Below are 17,669 nucleotides of genomic sequence, written 5' to 3'. Positions count from 1 at the left end.
CTGGATAATTAGAACAAATCGTCCGTTCTACCTATTTTGAGTTGTGCAACAGACTCAGCCGGCTGACGCTGCAATGTGGCTGACCAAACCTTATCAGATCTATGAAAAAAGTTATCATCGCATCAAAGAATCCCGTCAAAATTCAAGCCGTGAGGAATGGATTTGAACAGATGTTTCCAAACCAGAAATTTGAGTTTATTGGGTTGTCTGTGGATTCGGGCGTATCTGACCAGCCAATGAGCAGTGATGAAACGTTCAAAGGTGCAAAGAACCGGGCGGATAATGCTTCAGCACAAGATCCTGATGCTGATTTCTTTGTTGGGATTGAGGGAGGTATTGAACAAAGTGATGGCGGGATGGTGGCATTTGCCTGGGTTGTTATCAAATCTTACGGCAGTTATGGTAAATCAAGAACGGGCACTTTTTTCCTTCCAAAAGCAGTCGTTGAATTGGTCAATCAGGGCAAAGAGCTTGGTGAAGCAGATGACATCGTTTTTGACCGAACCAACTCAAAACAGAAAAGCGGTGCTGTTGGGATTTTAACCGGCGATATCATTGACCGAACCTCCTACTATACGGAGGCCGTTATTTTAGCCGCGATTCCATTCAGAAATAAAGAACTTTACTAACGTCGTCTGCGAGCTTTTAATAATCAGATACCTCTGCTACAGATCAACTCTCTTTCGAATTACGCCGGCAGGCGTTTCGCTGTTTCGCTCTCCATCCTCTATAACCGGCACACCATTCACAAAAACCCAGTCGAATCCTTCTGCATAGGTGTGAGGATTTTCAAACGTAGCCATATCGCGAACATTTGCCGGATCGAAAATCAATATATCAGCTGAGAAACCTTCACGAATCAGCCCCCTCGGTGTGTCTACTGCGTTCCGATTGGCGAGTCCAAGTGTTTCCGCCGGCAGTCCGCTCATTTTATAGATAGCCTGTTCAAGCGTAAGCAGTGGTTCTTCATTGACAAACCGGCGAATGATTTTCGCAAAGCTGCCGTATCCCCGCGGATGACGCATGGTCGGGCTGCCGTCGGAACTAACCATTACAAATGGATTAATCAGGAAGCGTGCCATCACCTCTTCATCCATCACAAAATAAGCGGCGCTTGCACCATTCGGTCCAATGTCGTCAATCAGCACATCCGCAAACGATTTACCCAGGCTGTCGGCGACCTCTTCGAGAGTCTTTCCCGCGTAAGGTTCAGTACCGAAGAGTGTTGCCTCCGGGCCGTTCCTGAGTCCGATTCGGTAGTTCAGATACTCTTCCAGTTCAACCCGGCGATTCTCAACAACCTGCTCATAGTTATTTGGCGGAAGCGCCCAATCGGGAAACACTATGCCTATTCCAGTGTAGCTTGCGGTATAGGGATATAGATCTGCCGTAATTCTCAGCCCTTCATTTACCCGTGCATCCTGCATGATTGAGAGCACGTCTTCTGCCTGCTGCGGGTCATTTCCGTAGACAATTTTTAGATGTGAGGCGTGAACATTTGCGCCGGACGCCAGCCCCTGGTTCACAAGTTCGGCAACGGATTCGGCAATGGCATCTTCATCCTCGTTTCGCATGTGGCTCATCACTACGCCACCGGCCTCTGCTACCGGTTCCGCCAAAGCAATAAGCTCCTGCAGACCGGCAAACGAGCCGTGATCGTATTCAAGCCCGGTCGTCAGGCCAAACGAACCGTCGGCCATCGCCGCTGCAACCAACTCCTGCATTTCCGCGATGCGAGTTGAATCCAGATTCTCCTCACGCGGCGCATTAACAAACCGTCGAACGGAGTTATGGCCAATAAAATGAACCACATTCGGTCCGGTGCCGACAGAATCAATTCGATCCATCCAGGCAGATACATCTCCCGTCCCGGGACTGCTTCCGTCCTGACCAAGACTGATTGTGGTGACTCCCATCGACAGAAAATTATTAAACCGTGGAGTTTCAAGCGGGTTGCCGTGCGAGTGCGTGTCGATAAATCCCGGCGAAACCACGCGGCCTTCCGCATTAAGAATTTGGCTGAAGGACCGATTGGTCGTATCTACGGAACCAACCTCTTCAATGAGACCGTTATGGATGAGAATACTGCCTTCAAACGCATCCGCGCCGCTGCCGTCAACAATAGACGCATTTGTAATCAAAAGATCGTACTGGCTGTTGTCCGTTCCTGCTGAGCAGGAGCATAACCAAAGGAACATCAGTAAGAGAAATGGCAATATGTGCTTGTTGATCATAGATGAGTAGCATTGAGTTGATTAATAACCGATAAACTTACAGCCTATAGGGGTGATCTACAAGGCGCGAAAAGGTTTCCAATGCCTCGTTCTGTGCTGCCTCATAGATCTCACCAAAATTATCCGTATCTTAAAGTTCACTTTTCAAAGCCCGCACTTTCGAAGCGGGCTTTTTTCATTTTATATATTATATGTCGTTCAATTCACTTAAGCTATCAGATCCAATCCTCAGATCTCTAAACGACGAAGGATACACTACCCCAACACCCATCCAGGAACAAGCCATACCGATTGCATTACAGGGAAAAGACCTGCTTGGATGCGCCCAGACTGGCACGGGAAAAACTGCTGCCTTTGCCATTCCTATCCTGGAACAGCTGAGTATCAACAGCAGCACCGATCAAAACCGAAACATCAGAAGTTTAATCGTGACGCCCACTCGTGAGCTTGCAATTCAGATTGATGAGAGCTTTAAAAATTATGGCCGGTATACCGGGCTCAGCACCGCGGTTGTTTACGGCGGCGTGAACCAGAAACGCCAGGTGAAACAACTGAAACGAGGAGTTGATATTTTAACAGCTACACCCGGTCGTCTGCTCGACCTTATGAACCAGGGTTTCATTTCGCTGGCGAATATTGAGATTTTTGTCCTGGATGAAGCTGACAGAATGCTTGACATGGGATTTATTCATGACATTAAGAAAATGCTGAGGGTTCTTCCCAAAAAGCGTCAGACACTGTTTTTCTCGGCAACCATGCCGCAAGAGATTGTTAAGCTTTCCAGCTCCATCCTCACTAACCCGACGAAAATTGAGGTGACCCCCGAAGCAGCTACTGTCGACAAGATCAGGCAGGGAATTTTCTATGTTGATAAAGGAAATAAGAAGCAGCTTCTTGTGGATGTGTTAACCGATGAAAATGTTGGATCGGCGCTGGTCTTTACCCGAACAAAACGGGGCGCCAACAATGTGGTTAAGATGCTGAACAAAAAAAGCATACAGGCGGAAGCCATCCACGGTAATAAATCACAAAATGCGCGTCAGCGGGCACTCAGCAACTTCAAGGATCAGTCGACACGGGTGCTTGTAGCCACCGATATTGCAGCCCGCGGAATCGATGTTGATGAGCTAAAATATGTAATCAACTTTGAAATCCCGAATATCCCGGAAACCTATGTACACCGTATCGGCAGAACGGGCCGGGCAGGTTCAGACGGCACAGCTCTTTCGTTTGTAGACTCCAGCGAAAAGGAGTATCTCCGCGATATTGAGAAACTGATCAACCAAAAAATCCCGGTGATGGACGGACATGGAAATGGAAATGGAGCACCTGACACCAAACCCCAGCAGGCTGAAACCGTGAGTCACAACGGAAGCAGTAATGGGACCAGCAACGGCAGCAATGGCGGTAAACGCCGGCGTCCAAAATCATCCGGGAAAAGAAGCAAATCCCGCCGGTAGGTTATTTTATATTTAGAAAACGTATTCCAGATCCGCAATGTCTCAAAAAGACATTGCGGATCTTTTTTTGTCTTACAATTTTTGTCGGCCGACGCAACTCTTGGCGGTAACTGGGTTGATATGGGTTGGTTAGCTTGTTTCGATTAAGGGAAAAGCTCAGGAACACACCCCTTGCTATCAAAATCGAGCTCTGCACGTTTTGATGCGCTTTCCCCTCTTTCCAAAGGAATCCTTGGGGCAAGAGGGGATTTACTTTGCCCGTCCTTAAATTTAGCCGTCAGATTTAAAAAACCAGTCGAAAGTCCCGGAAATCCCATCTCGAGAGGGGACAGACTTACGAAACAGCGCGCAGCGACGGTTTCGGGAGTCAGGGGTGTGTGGCAGGGATTGGGATTGATAGACTTGCCCAGAGTTTGAGCAGCGCCCAGGAACGCACCCCTCGATCATCAAACCGGATATGTCCGTTTGATTTCACTTTTCCCCTCTCGAAGAGGGGATTTTCAACTCCCACTCTCATTTTTCTCTGCCAGCTCCATCCACTCCATCGTTTTTTCTTCTATCTCACCGGTAATTTCGCCGTACCGCTCGGATGTTTCCTGAAGCTCGTCGCCGGATAGGTCACCGCTTGCGATGTCGGCTTCCAGAGCTGACTGCTCTTTTTCGAGTTTGGCAATCTCTTTTTCCAGTTTTTTAAACTGCTTCTGCTCTTTGAATGTCAGCCCGGGAGCCTTTTTCTTTGGTATTGTCGGTTTACTTTTTGATGATGACGACCTCGACGTTTTTGAACTCGCCGCTTCGCGGGCCATCCGTTTTGCTTCTGCTTCCCGCGCCTCTTTAAGGTCGCGGTACTCCTGGTAGGTTCCGTGGTGATCGTCGATCACGCCATCACCTTCAAATACAAAGTAGTGATCCACCAGTTTGTCCATGAAAAACCGATCGTGCGAGACAAGAATCAGACAGCCACCAAAGTTGAGCAGAAACTCTTCAAGCTTTTGCAGCGTCATCAGGTCGAGGTCATTCGTGGGCTCATCAAGAATAAGAAAGTTGGGATTTTTGACCAGCACCAACATTAAAGAGAGCCGACGTCGCTCACCTCCGCTAAGTTTCCGTACCGGCGTATACTGCATCTTGGGCGGAAACATAAAGTGCTCCAGGAATTTTGACGCCGACACCTCGCTGCCATCTGCCATGGTAATTACCGATGCCACCTCCTTCACCACTTCTATCATGCGCAGATCTTCATTAAACCCGGTTTCCTGCTGTTTATAATAGCCAAACTCTATGGTCTGCCCGGTATCTACATTGCCCGAATCGGCCTCTTCCTCACCGGTTATAATCTTCAGAAATGTACTTTTTCCAACCCCGTTCTTCCCGATGATACCGATCCGCTCCCCTTTTTTAAATGAATAAGTGAATCCATCAAGTATAGTGAGGTCATCATACGATTTATTAATATCCTCAAGCTCCAGCACATTCCCGCCAATTCGTTTTGATGAGATTCCAAGCTGCAGTTCGGTATCGTCTGATCGCTGATTTACCTTCTCAGCCGTATCGTGAAAAGCGTCAATTCTAGATTTCGACTTGGATGTCCGTGCTTTTGGCTGGCGCCTCATCCACTCCAGCTCTTTTTTGTAGAGCTGACCCGCTTTATGCATCTCGGCGCGCTCCTGCTCCTCTCGTTCGGCTTTCTTCTGAAGGTAGTAGCCGTAGTTTCCTTTGTGATGGTACAAGTTCCCGGCATCCATCTCCAGGATATGATTACATACGCGATCGAGAAAATAACGATCGTGAGTCACCATCAAAAGAGTAACATTGCTTTTGGCCAGGTACTCTTCAAGCCACTCAATCATGTCGAGATCGAGGTGGTTGGTAGGCTCATCAAGGATAATCAGGTCGGGGCTGTTGATCAGCACGAACGCCAGCGCCACACGCTTCTTTTCTCCGCCGGACAGCGAGCTGATCAGCCGTTCAAGATCGTGAATTTCAAGTTTGCCAAGAATCTGCTGCATGCGCTGCTCAAAATCCCATGCGCCTGCAGCGTCCATTGCAGATGATGCTTTCATGAATGCATCCTGTGTTTTTTCGGTAAAGTCGGCCGCCTGGGCTTCTGTGGCGCGTTCATATTCCCGAACAATCTTTGTGATGTCGGAATCACCCTGCAGTATATATTCGTTGATAGTGAGAGCGGGATTCAGTTCCGGCTCCTGCTTTAGATAGCCAACACGGACATCACTTTGCAGCATCACTTCTCCGCTACTCTGGCTCTCTTCACCGGCTATAATTTTAAGCAAGGTTGATTTACCCGTGCCGTTCGGAGCAATCAGTGCGGTTTTATCACCTTTCGACATGCCAAAGGTGATATTTTCAAATAGTGTGCGCTCACCAAAATGCTTGGAGAGATTCTCAACAGTGAGATAGGTCATAAAATTGAATAGCTACGGATTTTCGATAAAGTCAAAGACTTACAAAATAACAGTTTTTCGTGTGAACCTCTGCTATGGATGAGAATTTAAATATAGCTCGAAAATACTCTTCGCGTACACGCTCGTCTTACGACTCAAGGAAATACTCATACCGGTGTAGAATTACTCAGATATTTGACAACTTCTCGTTTTGAAACATTAAAAGTATTCTAAGATATTCTATTGAGATTAAGGCAATGAACTATATTTTTTTCTGTTCTTCTCAGTATAAGTTGGATCCATTCCGTTTGAAATTTAGTAGAAAGTTAATGAATGGCAGTATTTTCATTTACTTGGAATAATCAGCGCTCTTATTTAGTTTCAAATATAAACCATAACGAAACCAAATCATTATGCCAAGTATCACAGTTAAAAATATTCCTGAAGACATTTATAAAAAAATCAGAGAGCAAGCCGGAGCTCACCACCGCAGTATTAACAGCGAAATCATTGCCTGCTTAGAGAAAACTGTCAAGCCGCAGACCGTTTCTGCTGACGATATTTTAAAGGAAGCACGCCGCATGCGGAAAAAAGCGAGAGGCAGCCTCTCTTCTGAAGAAATAGAATCTGCTATTGAGCAGGGGCGTCCATGATCGTTGTTGATACGAATATTATCGCCCATTTTTGGCTTCCGTCTGATTCAACGGAACTGTGTGACAAGTTGTATCAGAAAGATCCTCAATGGTCGGCACCTATACTTTGGCAAAGCGAATTTCGAAATGTCGTTACACTTTATTTAAGAAAGAAACTGCTTGATTTATCAGAAGCCCTGTTAATTATGGAGAAGGCGGAGCTTCAAATGAATGATTATCAATTCCGGGTGAATTCGGTGCAGGTGCTCCATCGTGTTAGTCAATCAACTTGCTCCTCTTACGATTGTGAATTCGTAAGTTTAGCCAGCGAACTCGATCTCAAATTAATTACTATGGATAAGCAACTTCTGAGGGAGTTTCCTGAGTTAGCTAAACATCCAAAAGAAGTAATTGAATCCTGACTCACGAATTTTATCTCCTTAAAATTCCCAGCCTACTCCCTGTTCATTCTTGTAAACGGTTCAGAGCTTTCATATTCAAAATCCAAATTAAACAGTCCTTTTCTGATAATTGGGTGGATTATCCAGGGTACGGGATTTGCCCCAAAGAAAGTTGAGATATCATTAGGTGTGATAACACAATTTTTGATGCCTTGTGTAAAGATGAATTTGCTTGACATATTAGATTGAGAGTTTTAAAATTTGACTAAAACTCCTCCAAAATCTCTCCACAACTCACATCTGCAGAGGTTTGATAGGGATTGCGAATCTCTTCATCGCGGCTGAGCCACTGCCCTTCACCGATGGCCGCCTCGTCGCACTCCATCAGATAATACGGGTCGCCGGCGGGATCGAAGGAGTCGGCAATCCTGATCACTGTTCTGGAGATATGTTCGAAGTAAATACGCATATCTTCCAGGCTATCTGTACTAATAAGTTTGTCAGATTCTGTTCGAATGATTCGCGCAATACCAAGCCACAAACCCTGGTTTTCTGCTTCCAAAACTTCATCCATCACTTCAGTTGTGTATGCTGAAAGCTCTTTTGCTGCTTCTTTTGCCGCCGGCATTTCAGACGTCACCACCGCATTTTTTAAATCAAAATAATGCTCCAGCAGCGTTTCCATCTCCAGCCTGAAATTGTAGGGAATTTGTGATTCCTGCTGCTGAATCTGCGCTTGCTGTTGATTCGACACATTCTGCTCGCCGGTATCGGCTTGATTTTCGTCAGTGCTACCACTGCATGCCGTCAAGGCAGTCATTAAAAGCAGAATCGCAGAAAAAGTTAGTGCTTTCATAATCTTGCCTGTTCTCTATTTAATGCGTTCTCGAATCAATTTTTACTTTGGTTATATGCCTGCTAAATCAATGTAGATCAAAATTGACGCACATTCCAGAGGAACCTGCTACCGGGTGTAGTTGACTGATGTACGATCTCCATTTATTCGAATTTCAATTTAACGGGCGCAGGGTTTAACCAACTCAGCTTTTGAAACCGCCATAGAATTAAAAGATAGAGCGTGTTTACTGTGTCGACAATTCGATGGTGATATTGCAGATTGTCAGCCTGATATTTTTTACGACTCTGTTTCTGACCCAGAGTTTTACCCTGGGCTGTGTTGTTTTTGGCCTTCGGCCAATTGAGTTCTGCCTTGAAAAATGATTTAAACAAGTGACTAATGTCGTTTTAACGGTAAATTGCCGCATGCGAGTCATCAGATGAGTCGTCCCGGAATACTATATTAAAACGTCATAAATCGATTTTTTTGAAAAACTCAACCCGAAAGCATTCGGGGCTAAACCACATTTCAACAAGACACGAACTTAGCTTAACCTGGTGCGCCACCACTCAACGCTTCGGACGCCCGGAGGTTGGGCCAGCCACATTGCAGCGTCCGAAGGACCTCCAATCGTGGCGGGTTGATGAGGCTGGCACTTGTGCAAAAAACCAGCCTCGCTTACTCCAATGACCACTAATTTCAGGTTCGGCTAGCATCAAATACGAACATAAAAAAAAAGCCGCCCCGATACCGGAGCGGCTTGATTGAATGTGAATAATATAGAGTCTGACGTCAGACTTTTGGTCCGGCTTTCAGAATCTCTTCGCTGCTTTCGTCTTTGTATTTTTTGAAGTTATTGTTGAAGAGTCCGCCAAGTTTTTTCGCTTCCTCGTCGTATGCATCTTTATCGCTCCAGGCCTTTTTGGGGACCAGTACTTTTGGATCAACGCCTTCGCATTCAGTGGGTATCTCAACGCCAAACACATCGTCTTTCACGGTATCGACATCTTTCAGCGACCCTGAGTGGATAGCGTCGATGATGGCGCGCGTACTCTTCAGATCAATGCGTTTTCCGGTTCCATATGCACCACCTGTCAGACCGGTGTTAACCAGCCACGCATTGGATCCGTGTTTTCTCATTTTTTCAGCCAGCATTTCAGCATATCGCGATGGTGGCCATACAAGAAATGCTGCGCCAAAGCAGGCGGAAAACGTTGCTTGTGGTTCCGTTACACCCATTTCGGTCCCGGCCACTTTCGCAGTATATCCACTAATAAAATGGTACATCGCCTGTTCGGGCGTCAATTTACTCACCGGTGGCAGGACGCCAAACGCATCGTACGTCAGGAAGATGATATTATCCGGATGTCCCGTAATGCAAGGTATTTTGGCGTTATCAATATACTCAATCGGGTAGGATGCACGCGTATTTTGCGTGATACTCACGTCGTCGTAGTCAACTTCCCGTGTATTTTCATCATAGACCACGTTTTCCAGTACGGTGCCGTATTTAATGGCGTTGTAAATTTCGGGTTCCGACTCTTCGGTCAGCCCGATCGCTTTTGCGTAACAGCCACCTTCGATGTTGAAGACCCCATCTTCGCTCCAGCAGTGCTCATCGTCACCAATCAGCTTCCTGCTGCTGTCTGCAGATAGAGTTGTTTTACCCGTACCTGACAGTCCAAAGAAAAGAGCAGAATCTTTATCGTCTCCTTCGTTGGCTGAACAGTGCATAGAAAGAACATCTTTCTGCGGCATCAGGTAGTGCATCACGGTGAAGATACCTTTCTTCATCTCCCCGGCGTATTCAGTTCCAAGTATCACCATGGAATTTGTTTCAAAGTTTACATCCACACTGGCATCAGATGTCATGCCTTCGGTAAACGTGTTGGCGGGGAACTTGCCGGCGTTATACACCACAAAGTCAGGATCGCCAAACTCTTTAAGTTCTTCTTTACTTGGACGTATCAGCATATTATGCATAAACAATCCGTGGTAGGGACGTTCGGCAATGATTCGGACTTTCAGACGGTGCTCCGGATCCCAGCCGGCAAATCCATCAATCACATAGAGCCGCTCGCATGTGTTGAGGTAGTCTGTTGCTCTTCGATGGTTAATATTATATGTGTGTTCATCAAGCGGAATATTGATATCTCCCCACCAGATATCTTCACTTATATTTTCAGTTTTCACCACCCGCTTGTCAGCAGGACTTCGTCCGGTTCGTTTTCCGGATCTTACAATCAGTGCTCCGTTATCAGCTATTGCAGAGCCTGCATCATACTTGATGGCATCTTCATAAAATTTACCGGGTGCCGGGTTCCTTATAATATTTTCTACGTGAATATCGTGTTGAGATAGATCGAATGTTGTCTTTTTCATGTCGCTCTGGCTTTTGGTTTTAGGTTATTTAACCCGTTTATAAATACCGATTAAACGTGAAGATTTGATTAAAAATGGTCATAAATAAACGGCTTTTCTCTTTGATAATTAATACGTTACAGAAAACCGCTACCACAGACAAATAATTTCAAATTAACTCTATAAGATATAGCAAAAGCGCCCAGCCAATCGGAATTCCCTCAACCCAAAAAGAGGCGAAGTAAGCGGACTGCTTCACCATTGACCGCCGAACCATCACAGCAGTGAGTATGGTCATGAAGAAAAAGATAAGGAACGAGCCGGATACTTCAGGATTTTGAACCCACTCAATAACCAGGCACACACTCAATAATATCAGTCCCAGAATTCTTGTTTTATTAACACCAAGGAGCTGTGGCAGTGTGCCCAGTGTTGGGTCATCACTTCTGTAATCACGGATATCGAATGGCAATATCAGAACTGATACAAATAGTAATCTCTGAATACCCTCATATAGCGGGTTCGTCATTTCTACAGATTCAAGACCTGCATTCAGCACAGGCAGGCCAACCGTCACGCCCGCCCATACGAACGCAATCACTATTATTTTAATCCCATAAATATTTCTGAGATTCTTTTTTTCCTCGGATATCGGCAAGGCATAGGCAACGGTCACGCTGCCAAAAATAAGTGCAGCAATGATCACATCAGCCGGCAGATAAAACAAAAGAACACATGTCGTTAAAAAACTTAATGCCGTAATGCCGCCAATCCATTTCAGAAGCGGAGAGGTAAGAATAGAATCGGATGCCGCTACGGATATATATTTTGTGAGGTTATAGGAGAGAATGGTTGAACTGAAAATAAAACCGTAAAGCCACACATCGTGAGTCAGCCCCAGCTCCTGGACGGTCACATACGCAAAAGCCGTTACGGCCAGAGCCACGTGCAGACTGGCTTTGATGTAGAGATCGAAAATTTTCGACGGGAGACTCATTCAGAAATCCGGGTTATTTTCAGAAGTGCTGCTCTCATTTGTTTGATCGGTTCCAACATCACAATACCGGTCTAAAACAAGAAAGCCCCGCTTATTCTATAAACGAGGCTATTCATCATATCGTTAAACCGGCCGGTTACAACGCGAAAGTTAATTATGCGTGTTGTACACCGTCATGTTTTCTCCATCAAACAGTACGGTTTGCCACTCATTTTCAACATCAAGATCCATGCCCGGAGAGTTTGGCGGCATACCCGGCGCTGAAATTCCAATAGCATCAGGCCGCTCGGCAAGCAGGCGGCGAATATCTTCGATTGGCACGTGGCCTTCAATCACATACCCATCAACCAGTGCGGTATGACATGAGCTAAGCTCACGTGGTACACCACTTTCTTCTTTGATGGAATACATATCACTGACGGTTTCTACAGTCACATCCCAGCCTTCATCTTCAAGGTAATCGGCCCATTTAGTGCAGCACTCACACCCTTCATTGCGGTACATCGTCAGGCTGACATCGCCCTCAAAACGCTTACCTGAATCTTCAGCCACAACCGGCTCATAAAAAGTTGGGGTTTCCGCTTCTGCCGTTACTTGAGGAGTCTCCTGAGACTGGAACATATAAAACCAAAACGCGACGCTTGCCCCAATTAGAAATCCGGCAATCCAATAGAATTTTTTATTACTCATAATAATTTGTGGTCTTTAGTTTATTCAGAAGACTAATATAGTGATAATTTATGAAGCCTCTGTGATTGAGGATTTAACACCGCAAGGCCAGTGATATTGTATGTGTTTCATGAAATGCGGCACTTTTCACTCCATCATTTTATAGTTGTAAAATAAAAAGCATAACATGCTCTTCAACTCATGGAAAATAAGAAAGGCTGAGAGAACAGCCTTTCTATATTGATTACTTTCAATTTATAACGACAATTATTTAAACTTAAGCACCACGCGGAATCGTGCTTTGTTATTGATCATTTGATCGTACGCCTCGTTTACTTTTTCAAGCGGATAGGTTTCGATCATCGGCGTGGTGCCGGTCATGGCGCTGAAGTCGAGCGTGTCTTCGGAATCCTTCGCAGTACCACTTGGCCAGCCGGATACTTTTTTGCGACCCATGATCAGCGTAAACGGCGACACTTCAAATGTTTCACCTGTGGCCGCAAGAACAAGGAGATTCCCTTCCAGTCCGAGTCCGTGGGCGATATCACCAATGATATTTGTATTCGGTGCGGTTGCGACAATCACCCGTGCACCGCCCATTTTCTGAAGCTCTTCAGCCGCATTCTGCTTCTTCGCGTTAATGAAGTGATGGGCGCCCAAATCTTTCGCCAGCTTCTCCTTGTCATCGCTTGTGGAGATAGCGACTGTTTTGAATCCCATCTTCGCTGCATACTGCACGGCCAGGTGACCCAGCCCGCCGATGCCCTGCACAGCAACTAAATCGCCCGGCTTGGCATCTGTATTTCTCAATGAGTTAAACGTGGTGATACCCGCACATAGCAGCGGTGCCGCTTCTTCTGATGAGAGCTCATCCGGAATATTTGCAATCGCTTCCTGCGGCGCCGTCATATACTCGGCATAGCCACCATCGTAGCTAATTCCCGCAATCTTGCCATTTTCACAGTTGATGAAATCGCCGCGCCGGCAGGCCTCACACGTAAAGCAGTGGCCACCGTGCCAGCCAACGCCCACGCGCATTCCAACTTCCCATTGCGATGCATTTTCACCGGCTTTTTCTACAATGCCCACAACTTCATGGCCGGGTACTCTTGGATATTCAATGCCCGGGAACAGACCATCTTTCACCATCGCATCGCTGTGACAAATTCCACACGCCTCCACCTTAATCAGCACTTCGTTAGCTGCCGGTTCCGGTTTAGGAATATCTACCAATTCGAAATCTTTACCAGCTTCTTTTACCTGGGCTGCTTTCATGTTCATCCTCGTGATTTAATTACTTGTTCTGTTAAGTAAGAAAACTGCTCAACAGGCAATATGATTCCACATTACCTACTTCAAAAGCATCATTTTCTGAGTTTTCACAAAAGAGCCCGCATGTATTCGGTAGAAGTAGACGCCGCTTGCCAAGCCAGACGCATCAAACCTGACATTATGATAGCCCGCTGTTCGCTGCTCGTTAACCAGAACCGATACTCGCTGACCAATCACGTTGAAGATCTCAAGGCGAACATCCGAAGCTTCCGGCAGGGCGAAGTCTATTTGAGTAGTCGGGTTGAACGGATTCGGATAGTTTAGATTCAGTTCAAAGGAGACCGGCAGGTTGCTGAAAGTTTCTTCAGATGAAGTTGCGACCTCTCCAAGCAGTTCAATCGGCTCACGGGGTGAGCCTATAACGCTTTCGGCATTGAATGTCACCGATCCGGACAGATCTTCGTATAGACCCAATTCGGGGTGCCAGTCCTTGAACTCTATGATTGGTTCACCTTCGTCTGAGTCGCCATTGATATTCATGAAGTAGAGCCACTGATCCAGCACTTTCACTGCACGCGTCACACCTCTGAGCTCACCATCAATCCAGGCTGATAGCCAGGCAGAATCTCCGGTAATAACATCGCCGCTTAGTGTCAATCGACCGGTAACGGCCATGACCTGCTCATAATCGGCTGCATTCACCTCCCATCCGGGTTCTTCCGCGATCGACATGTTCAACATTTCTATGTTATTCTCATCCATGGCGCTGGGGTACGTAAGCGTACCGCTTTCAGAACGACGAAGTTTATAGCCGGCACCCGGACTCATCGTTGAGAGATCCCCTTCCCAACTACCGCTGTTGCTGCTATACTGTGAGAATGCTGTTTGGCTGCGGATGATGTCACCTCCGGCCGGGCTTAGTGAGGGGAGCGCGTCGCTCACCGGCAGGGACTGGTCGGGTAGATATCCAATCCAGTTCCAGCCTTCATTAACCGAAATTGGGCGGTCATCTCCATCAACCGGCTCACCGATCAGATCGAGTGAAGATTCATTCTCGAGGATCATTTTATACATGATGCCGGGGTCGAGCGAATCGATTCGGCCTACCCAGCCTGCGCCAAGCACATACTGGTTAAAACCTCCCTGACTGATGATGACATCTCCATCCCTCGGACAAACCCTGGAGAGCACAATGTTGACCGACATGTTTGTCGCCTCAACACCCAGTGAAATCCAGTTATTTCCGCTTTGCATCGGTATTGACTGAAGCACTGCGCCAGACACCGTAAACTGTTCGGGCGAGTCTGCTGAACCAATCACCGCATCCGACTGGAACTCGAGCGTGTTGGCGATATCCATCACCTGGCAAGCAGCGGAATCCCAAATCCTGAATGAAACATCTTCACCGGACGACTGGTTGCTAAAGATGGTTAAAAACCCGGTATAAAGATATCCCTTTGCCGAGGTATCAGCGGGGATGGACGGAACCACCCGGCTCACGCCCCGCAGTTCATCACCCACGTAAGCCGCAACGATGTCGTTCTCTTTACTGAACGGTACATCTTCTATGTAGAAATCTGCGACAAGGTTCATGCTGTTTGAAAATGACGCTGTATCCAGGTCCCACGCGGGCGGCTCACACTGGATACCATATTCTACAATCAGGTTTTCATTCCCGAGAGATGTTTCAGCGACTACCGTATCACGGTACATTCCGGCTCCAAGCAACGGGTCTGGCGTAAACGCAATCAACCGGCTTTCCTCTGGCTGCAATGTTCCAGAGGTTGTGATGGCATCCAGCCACTCAGGAGTTCTGACAATTGTAAATGTCTCTTCTTCAGCCGCCTGGTTTGTCAGCTCTGCAGTTAAAATGGTTCCGTCTCCATCACCCAGAAGAATATTTTGCCTCAGCACACCGCTATTCCAGGCGATCGGGTTTTGCCGGACCCGGAATGTCCAGGTAGCTGCGTCCACTTGCGGATTACCTGACATATCTACGACACCCCGTAAAGATGCCTGAAGTAACCTGTTTTGCAGTTCGCTCAGATCACCTTCCGGTGTGATTGTTACTCTGCGATCACTCACTACGTACGATAATGGTATCTTCTCGCCGGTAGACAGATCCACTAACCTTACATTTTCCGCTACTACCGATGAGGGTTCAATATTTCGGTTAAAGGTCACATTTATAACATCACCAATATTCAGAATATCATCTGAGGGTGACGGAATTCCTTCAACCAGCAGGCCGCTTCGACGAATGGACCCCGATACATGAGACGTATAGGTAATTCCTTCATCACACTGTACTGCTACTCTGAAGTCGTACTCTCCGTCATCAAGATTGCTGACGTCCCACTGAACAGTCGCTCTGTTATTGGGCATCTCGTCCGATGTGATGAGTCGCGACGTCGACCAGCTGTTTTGGCCTGATGGGGAAGACTGAAGCAGAATATTATTGAAGGCGGATCGATCATACCCGCTCACAGAAATTTCCAGCTCGTCCCCGCTATTTGCGTTAACAATCCAGTTATCTTCAGGGAAATCGAGCTCCATCGGGCTGCATGAACTTTCGAACCGCACCGTCAGAGATACCGTATCTGCAATTGCCGCATCACAGGTCGAACGCATAAGGATCCCAAATTCTCATAATCAAAAGCAAGAGGCCCTCTTTCAATCGTCAGCGTTACATCTCGTGAACTTCCCGATGGGATCTTGATTGGCGGATTATCGGCAATTGATGATCCGTTTAGCCGAACTACTGCACCATCAGGGTTGGATCCTGTAATAGCATCAAGGCGATACTCGCGTTCCTCATCATTTTGCCCCGTATTACCGAGCGTCAGGCGAAATATGGCAGCACCATCTGCAGGCACATCTACCTGGGTTGGCGAATCGACTGTAAGCTGGGTGCCATCCCGAGGCAATGTACCCGGCTCCCACGGACAGCTGGTGGTTGCAGCCTGCAATCCAAACACAAAGGTTCCAAACACAGGGTCCGGTTTCACGTCCACGGTGAACGAGTCTCCAGCATCATTATCTTGTAAATGGAAACCGACCGTATTGGACTGTGTTCGCTGTACTGTTTCCGATTTACCCATGTTTGTCTGCACACGCAGCGTGGTGCCTCCAGAGATGCCCGACCCGCCGATTACCGCTCCCAGTTCAGCAGCAACCTCTGTGTTAATTTCCATATTAAATTCAATTGTCCGGGTGCTGCTGACCGTACTGGTTTCAGAATAAGTTCTTCCTGAACCACCTCAAGCGATGGAATAGTTTTTGATCGGTTCCAAAAACGCAACGTCATCTTTAATCTTTTGGTTGATATCCAGCGTTTGTTGCCTATTAAGCTTTCAGTTATAGGCACCGTCAAACCAAAACATAATGCTCGTCCAAACTGCAATACTGACCCGTTTCTGCAAGAGGTTACAGATTCTCTGGAAAAACATTATTCAACACCTGAATTCAATGTATTAAGTCTTGCACTGGATCTGAACTTATCACGCAGTTATATGGCTCGAAAAATCAAAAAGAAGACCGGATTAACTTCAGGCGAATACATCAAAACGTTCCGGATGGAAAAGGCGCATCTGCTTTTGACTGCCGGGATGACCGGAAGCATTACGGAGGTCGCTTATGCGGTTGGATTTAAGAACCATTCCTATTTTAGCCACACTTTCAAGGAGCACTTCGGCAAAACGCCGTCGGAGTTTTTGGAGGAGAAGGCGGGGATTTGACACTGAGTCGTGAGTCGTGAGTCGTGAGTCGTGAGTCGTGAGTCGTGAAAATTATGAGTGAAAATTATGAGTGAAAAGTGAAAAGGCAAAAGTGAAAAACAGCCATCTATTTGGGTGCAATTAAAGATTAATAAGCAGGTGCAGATATTGGGAAACGATAAATTTCAAGGGCTCAATACCCCACTTTTCACTTTTGCCTTTTCACGTTTGACCTTTCACCTTTCACCCATTCTCACATCTCAAGTCTCACATCTCATGACTAATGACTAAGCCTCTCACACTCCTTCTTCGGCAGCTTTGCCACCACCAGGTCGTACGACTCTTTGATCCACAGCCTAATCTTGTCGTCCGGGATATCATCCTGCATACTCACGGTGTTCCAGTGCTTTTTATTCATGTGGTACCCGGGAACTACTTTACCGGGATACATCTCACGTAACTCAATTGCCTTCTGAGGATCACACTTCAGGTTGATGCTTTCAAACTCATCAATATCACAGATCGTAAAAATCTTACCCGCAACCTTAAAACAGAGCGTATTCTCATCAAACGGCAGATCTTCTGTCGCGCCGGGAAAAGAGAGGCAGTAGCCGCGGTAGGTTTCAATATCCACTATGGAATGATATGTTTTTAAAAATATATGCAGAAGAACAGGCATCATAAAAT

Annotated in this window: 15 protein-coding genes; 5 read left to right on the top strand and 10 right to left on the bottom strand. The window is 46.6% G+C overall.

Features of this window, described 5'->3' with window-relative positions:
- Positions 1-101 precede the first annotated feature (101 nt).
- Positions 102-629, top strand: a complete 528-nt coding sequence (gene yjjX / locus AABW11_RS08675) for an inosine/xanthosine triphosphatase (protein ID WP_340104647.1) — start codon at positions 102-104, stop codon at positions 627-629.
- Between the two features lie 36 nt (positions 630-665).
- On the opposite strand, the gene AABW11_RS08670 is transcribed toward yjjX, so the two are convergent.
- Positions 666-2,234, bottom strand: coding sequence for an N-acyl-D-amino-acid deacylase family protein (locus tag AABW11_RS08670; protein WP_340104645.1), 1,569 nt, complete (start codon positions 2,232-2,234; stop codon positions 666-668).
- A 191-nt stretch (positions 2,235-2,425) separates the two neighbouring features.
- On the opposite strand from AABW11_RS08670, the gene AABW11_RS08665 reads away from it, so the two are divergent.
- Entirely contained in the window at positions 2,426-3,694 is a 1,269-nt protein-coding gene (locus AABW11_RS08665) for a DEAD/DEAH box helicase (protein ID WP_340104643.1), read from the top strand.
- Positions 3,695-4,194: 500 nt separating this feature from the next.
- Here AABW11_RS08665 and AABW11_RS08660 read toward each other — a convergent pair whose 3' ends face one another.
- A complete protein-coding gene (locus AABW11_RS08660) occupies positions 4,195-6,117 on the bottom strand; it encodes an ABC-F family ATP-binding cassette domain-containing protein (protein WP_340104641.1) in 1,923 nt (640 codons plus the stop codon).
- A 392-nt stretch (positions 6,118-6,509) separates the two neighbouring features.
- Between AABW11_RS08660 and AABW11_RS08655 the strand changes: the two genes are divergently transcribed.
- Both AABW11_RS08655 and AABW11_RS08650 read left to right on the top strand, forming a co-directional pair.
- Complete coding sequence (locus tag AABW11_RS08655; protein ID WP_340104639.1) at positions 6,510-6,749, top strand: FitA-like ribbon-helix-helix domain-containing protein; 240 nt, start codon at positions 6,510-6,512, stop codon at positions 6,747-6,749.
- Positions 6,746-7,150: a type II toxin-antitoxin system VapC family toxin gene (locus tag AABW11_RS08650; RefSeq protein ID WP_340104637.1), complete on the top strand. Its 405-nt coding sequence runs from the start codon at positions 6,746-6,748 to the stop codon at positions 7,148-7,150. The genes AABW11_RS08655 and AABW11_RS08650 overlap by 4 nt, the downstream gene beginning before the upstream one ends.
- Before the next feature lie 244 nt (positions 7,151-7,394).
- Here AABW11_RS08650 and AABW11_RS08645 read toward each other — a convergent pair whose 3' ends face one another.
- The 7 genes from AABW11_RS08645 to AABW11_RS08615 form a co-directional block, all read right to left on the bottom strand.
- Complete coding sequence (locus AABW11_RS08645; RefSeq protein ID WP_340104635.1) at positions 7,395-7,985, bottom strand: DUF3347 domain-containing protein; 591 nt, start codon at positions 7,983-7,985, stop codon at positions 7,395-7,397.
- A gap of 774 nt (positions 7,986-8,759) precedes the next feature.
- A complete protein-coding gene (pckA, locus tag AABW11_RS08640; RefSeq protein WP_340104633.1) occupies positions 8,760-10,349 on the bottom strand; it encodes a phosphoenolpyruvate carboxykinase (ATP) in 1,590 nt (529 codons plus the stop codon).
- 148 nt (positions 10,350-10,497) lie between these two features.
- The gene (locus AABW11_RS08635; RefSeq protein ID WP_340104631.1) at positions 10,498-11,325 is read right to left on the bottom strand and encodes a hypothetical protein; all 828 of its coding nucleotides are present in this window, start codon (positions 11,323-11,325) and stop codon (positions 10,498-10,500) included.
- 150 nt (positions 11,326-11,475) lie between these two features.
- The gene (locus AABW11_RS08630) at positions 11,476-12,015 is read right to left on the bottom strand and encodes a DUF411 domain-containing protein (RefSeq protein WP_340104629.1); all 540 of its coding nucleotides are present in this window, start codon (positions 12,013-12,015) and stop codon (positions 11,476-11,478) included.
- Positions 12,016-12,261: 246 nt separating this feature from the next.
- Entirely contained in the window at positions 12,262-13,269 is a 1,008-nt protein-coding gene (locus tag AABW11_RS08625) for an alcohol dehydrogenase (RefSeq protein WP_340104627.1), read from the bottom strand.
- 75 nt (positions 13,270-13,344) lie between these two features.
- On the bottom strand, positions 13,345-15,897 hold the full coding sequence (locus AABW11_RS08620; RefSeq protein ID WP_340104625.1) for a T9SS type A sorting domain-containing protein: 2,553 nt from the start codon (positions 15,895-15,897) through the stop codon (positions 13,345-13,347).
- Complete coding sequence (locus AABW11_RS08615) at positions 15,852-16,460, bottom strand: hypothetical protein (protein WP_340104624.1); 609 nt, start codon at positions 16,458-16,460, stop codon at positions 15,852-15,854. Before AABW11_RS08615 ends, AABW11_RS08620 begins: the two co-directional genes overlap by 46 nt.
- Positions 16,461-16,583: 123 nt before the next feature.
- On the opposite strand from AABW11_RS08615, the gene AABW11_RS08610 reads away from it, so the two are divergent.
- On the top strand, positions 16,584-17,003 hold the full coding sequence (locus AABW11_RS08610) for a helix-turn-helix domain-containing protein (RefSeq protein WP_340104622.1): 420 nt from the start codon (positions 16,584-16,586) through the stop codon (positions 17,001-17,003).
- A gap of 259 nt (positions 17,004-17,262) precedes the next feature.
- Here AABW11_RS08610 and AABW11_RS08605 read toward each other — a convergent pair whose 3' ends face one another.
- A complete protein-coding gene (locus AABW11_RS08605) occupies positions 17,263-17,664 on the bottom strand; it encodes an MmcQ/YjbR family DNA-binding protein (protein ID WP_340104620.1) in 402 nt (133 codons plus the stop codon).
- Positions 17,665-17,669: the final 5 nt, after the last annotated feature.

This window comes from Rhodohalobacter sp. 8-1 (assembly GCF_038150125.1).
Taxonomy (GTDB): Bacteria; Bacteroidota; Rhodothermia; order Balneolales; family Balneolaceae; genus SW132.
This window is presented reverse-complemented; position numbering and strand designations above follow the sequence as displayed.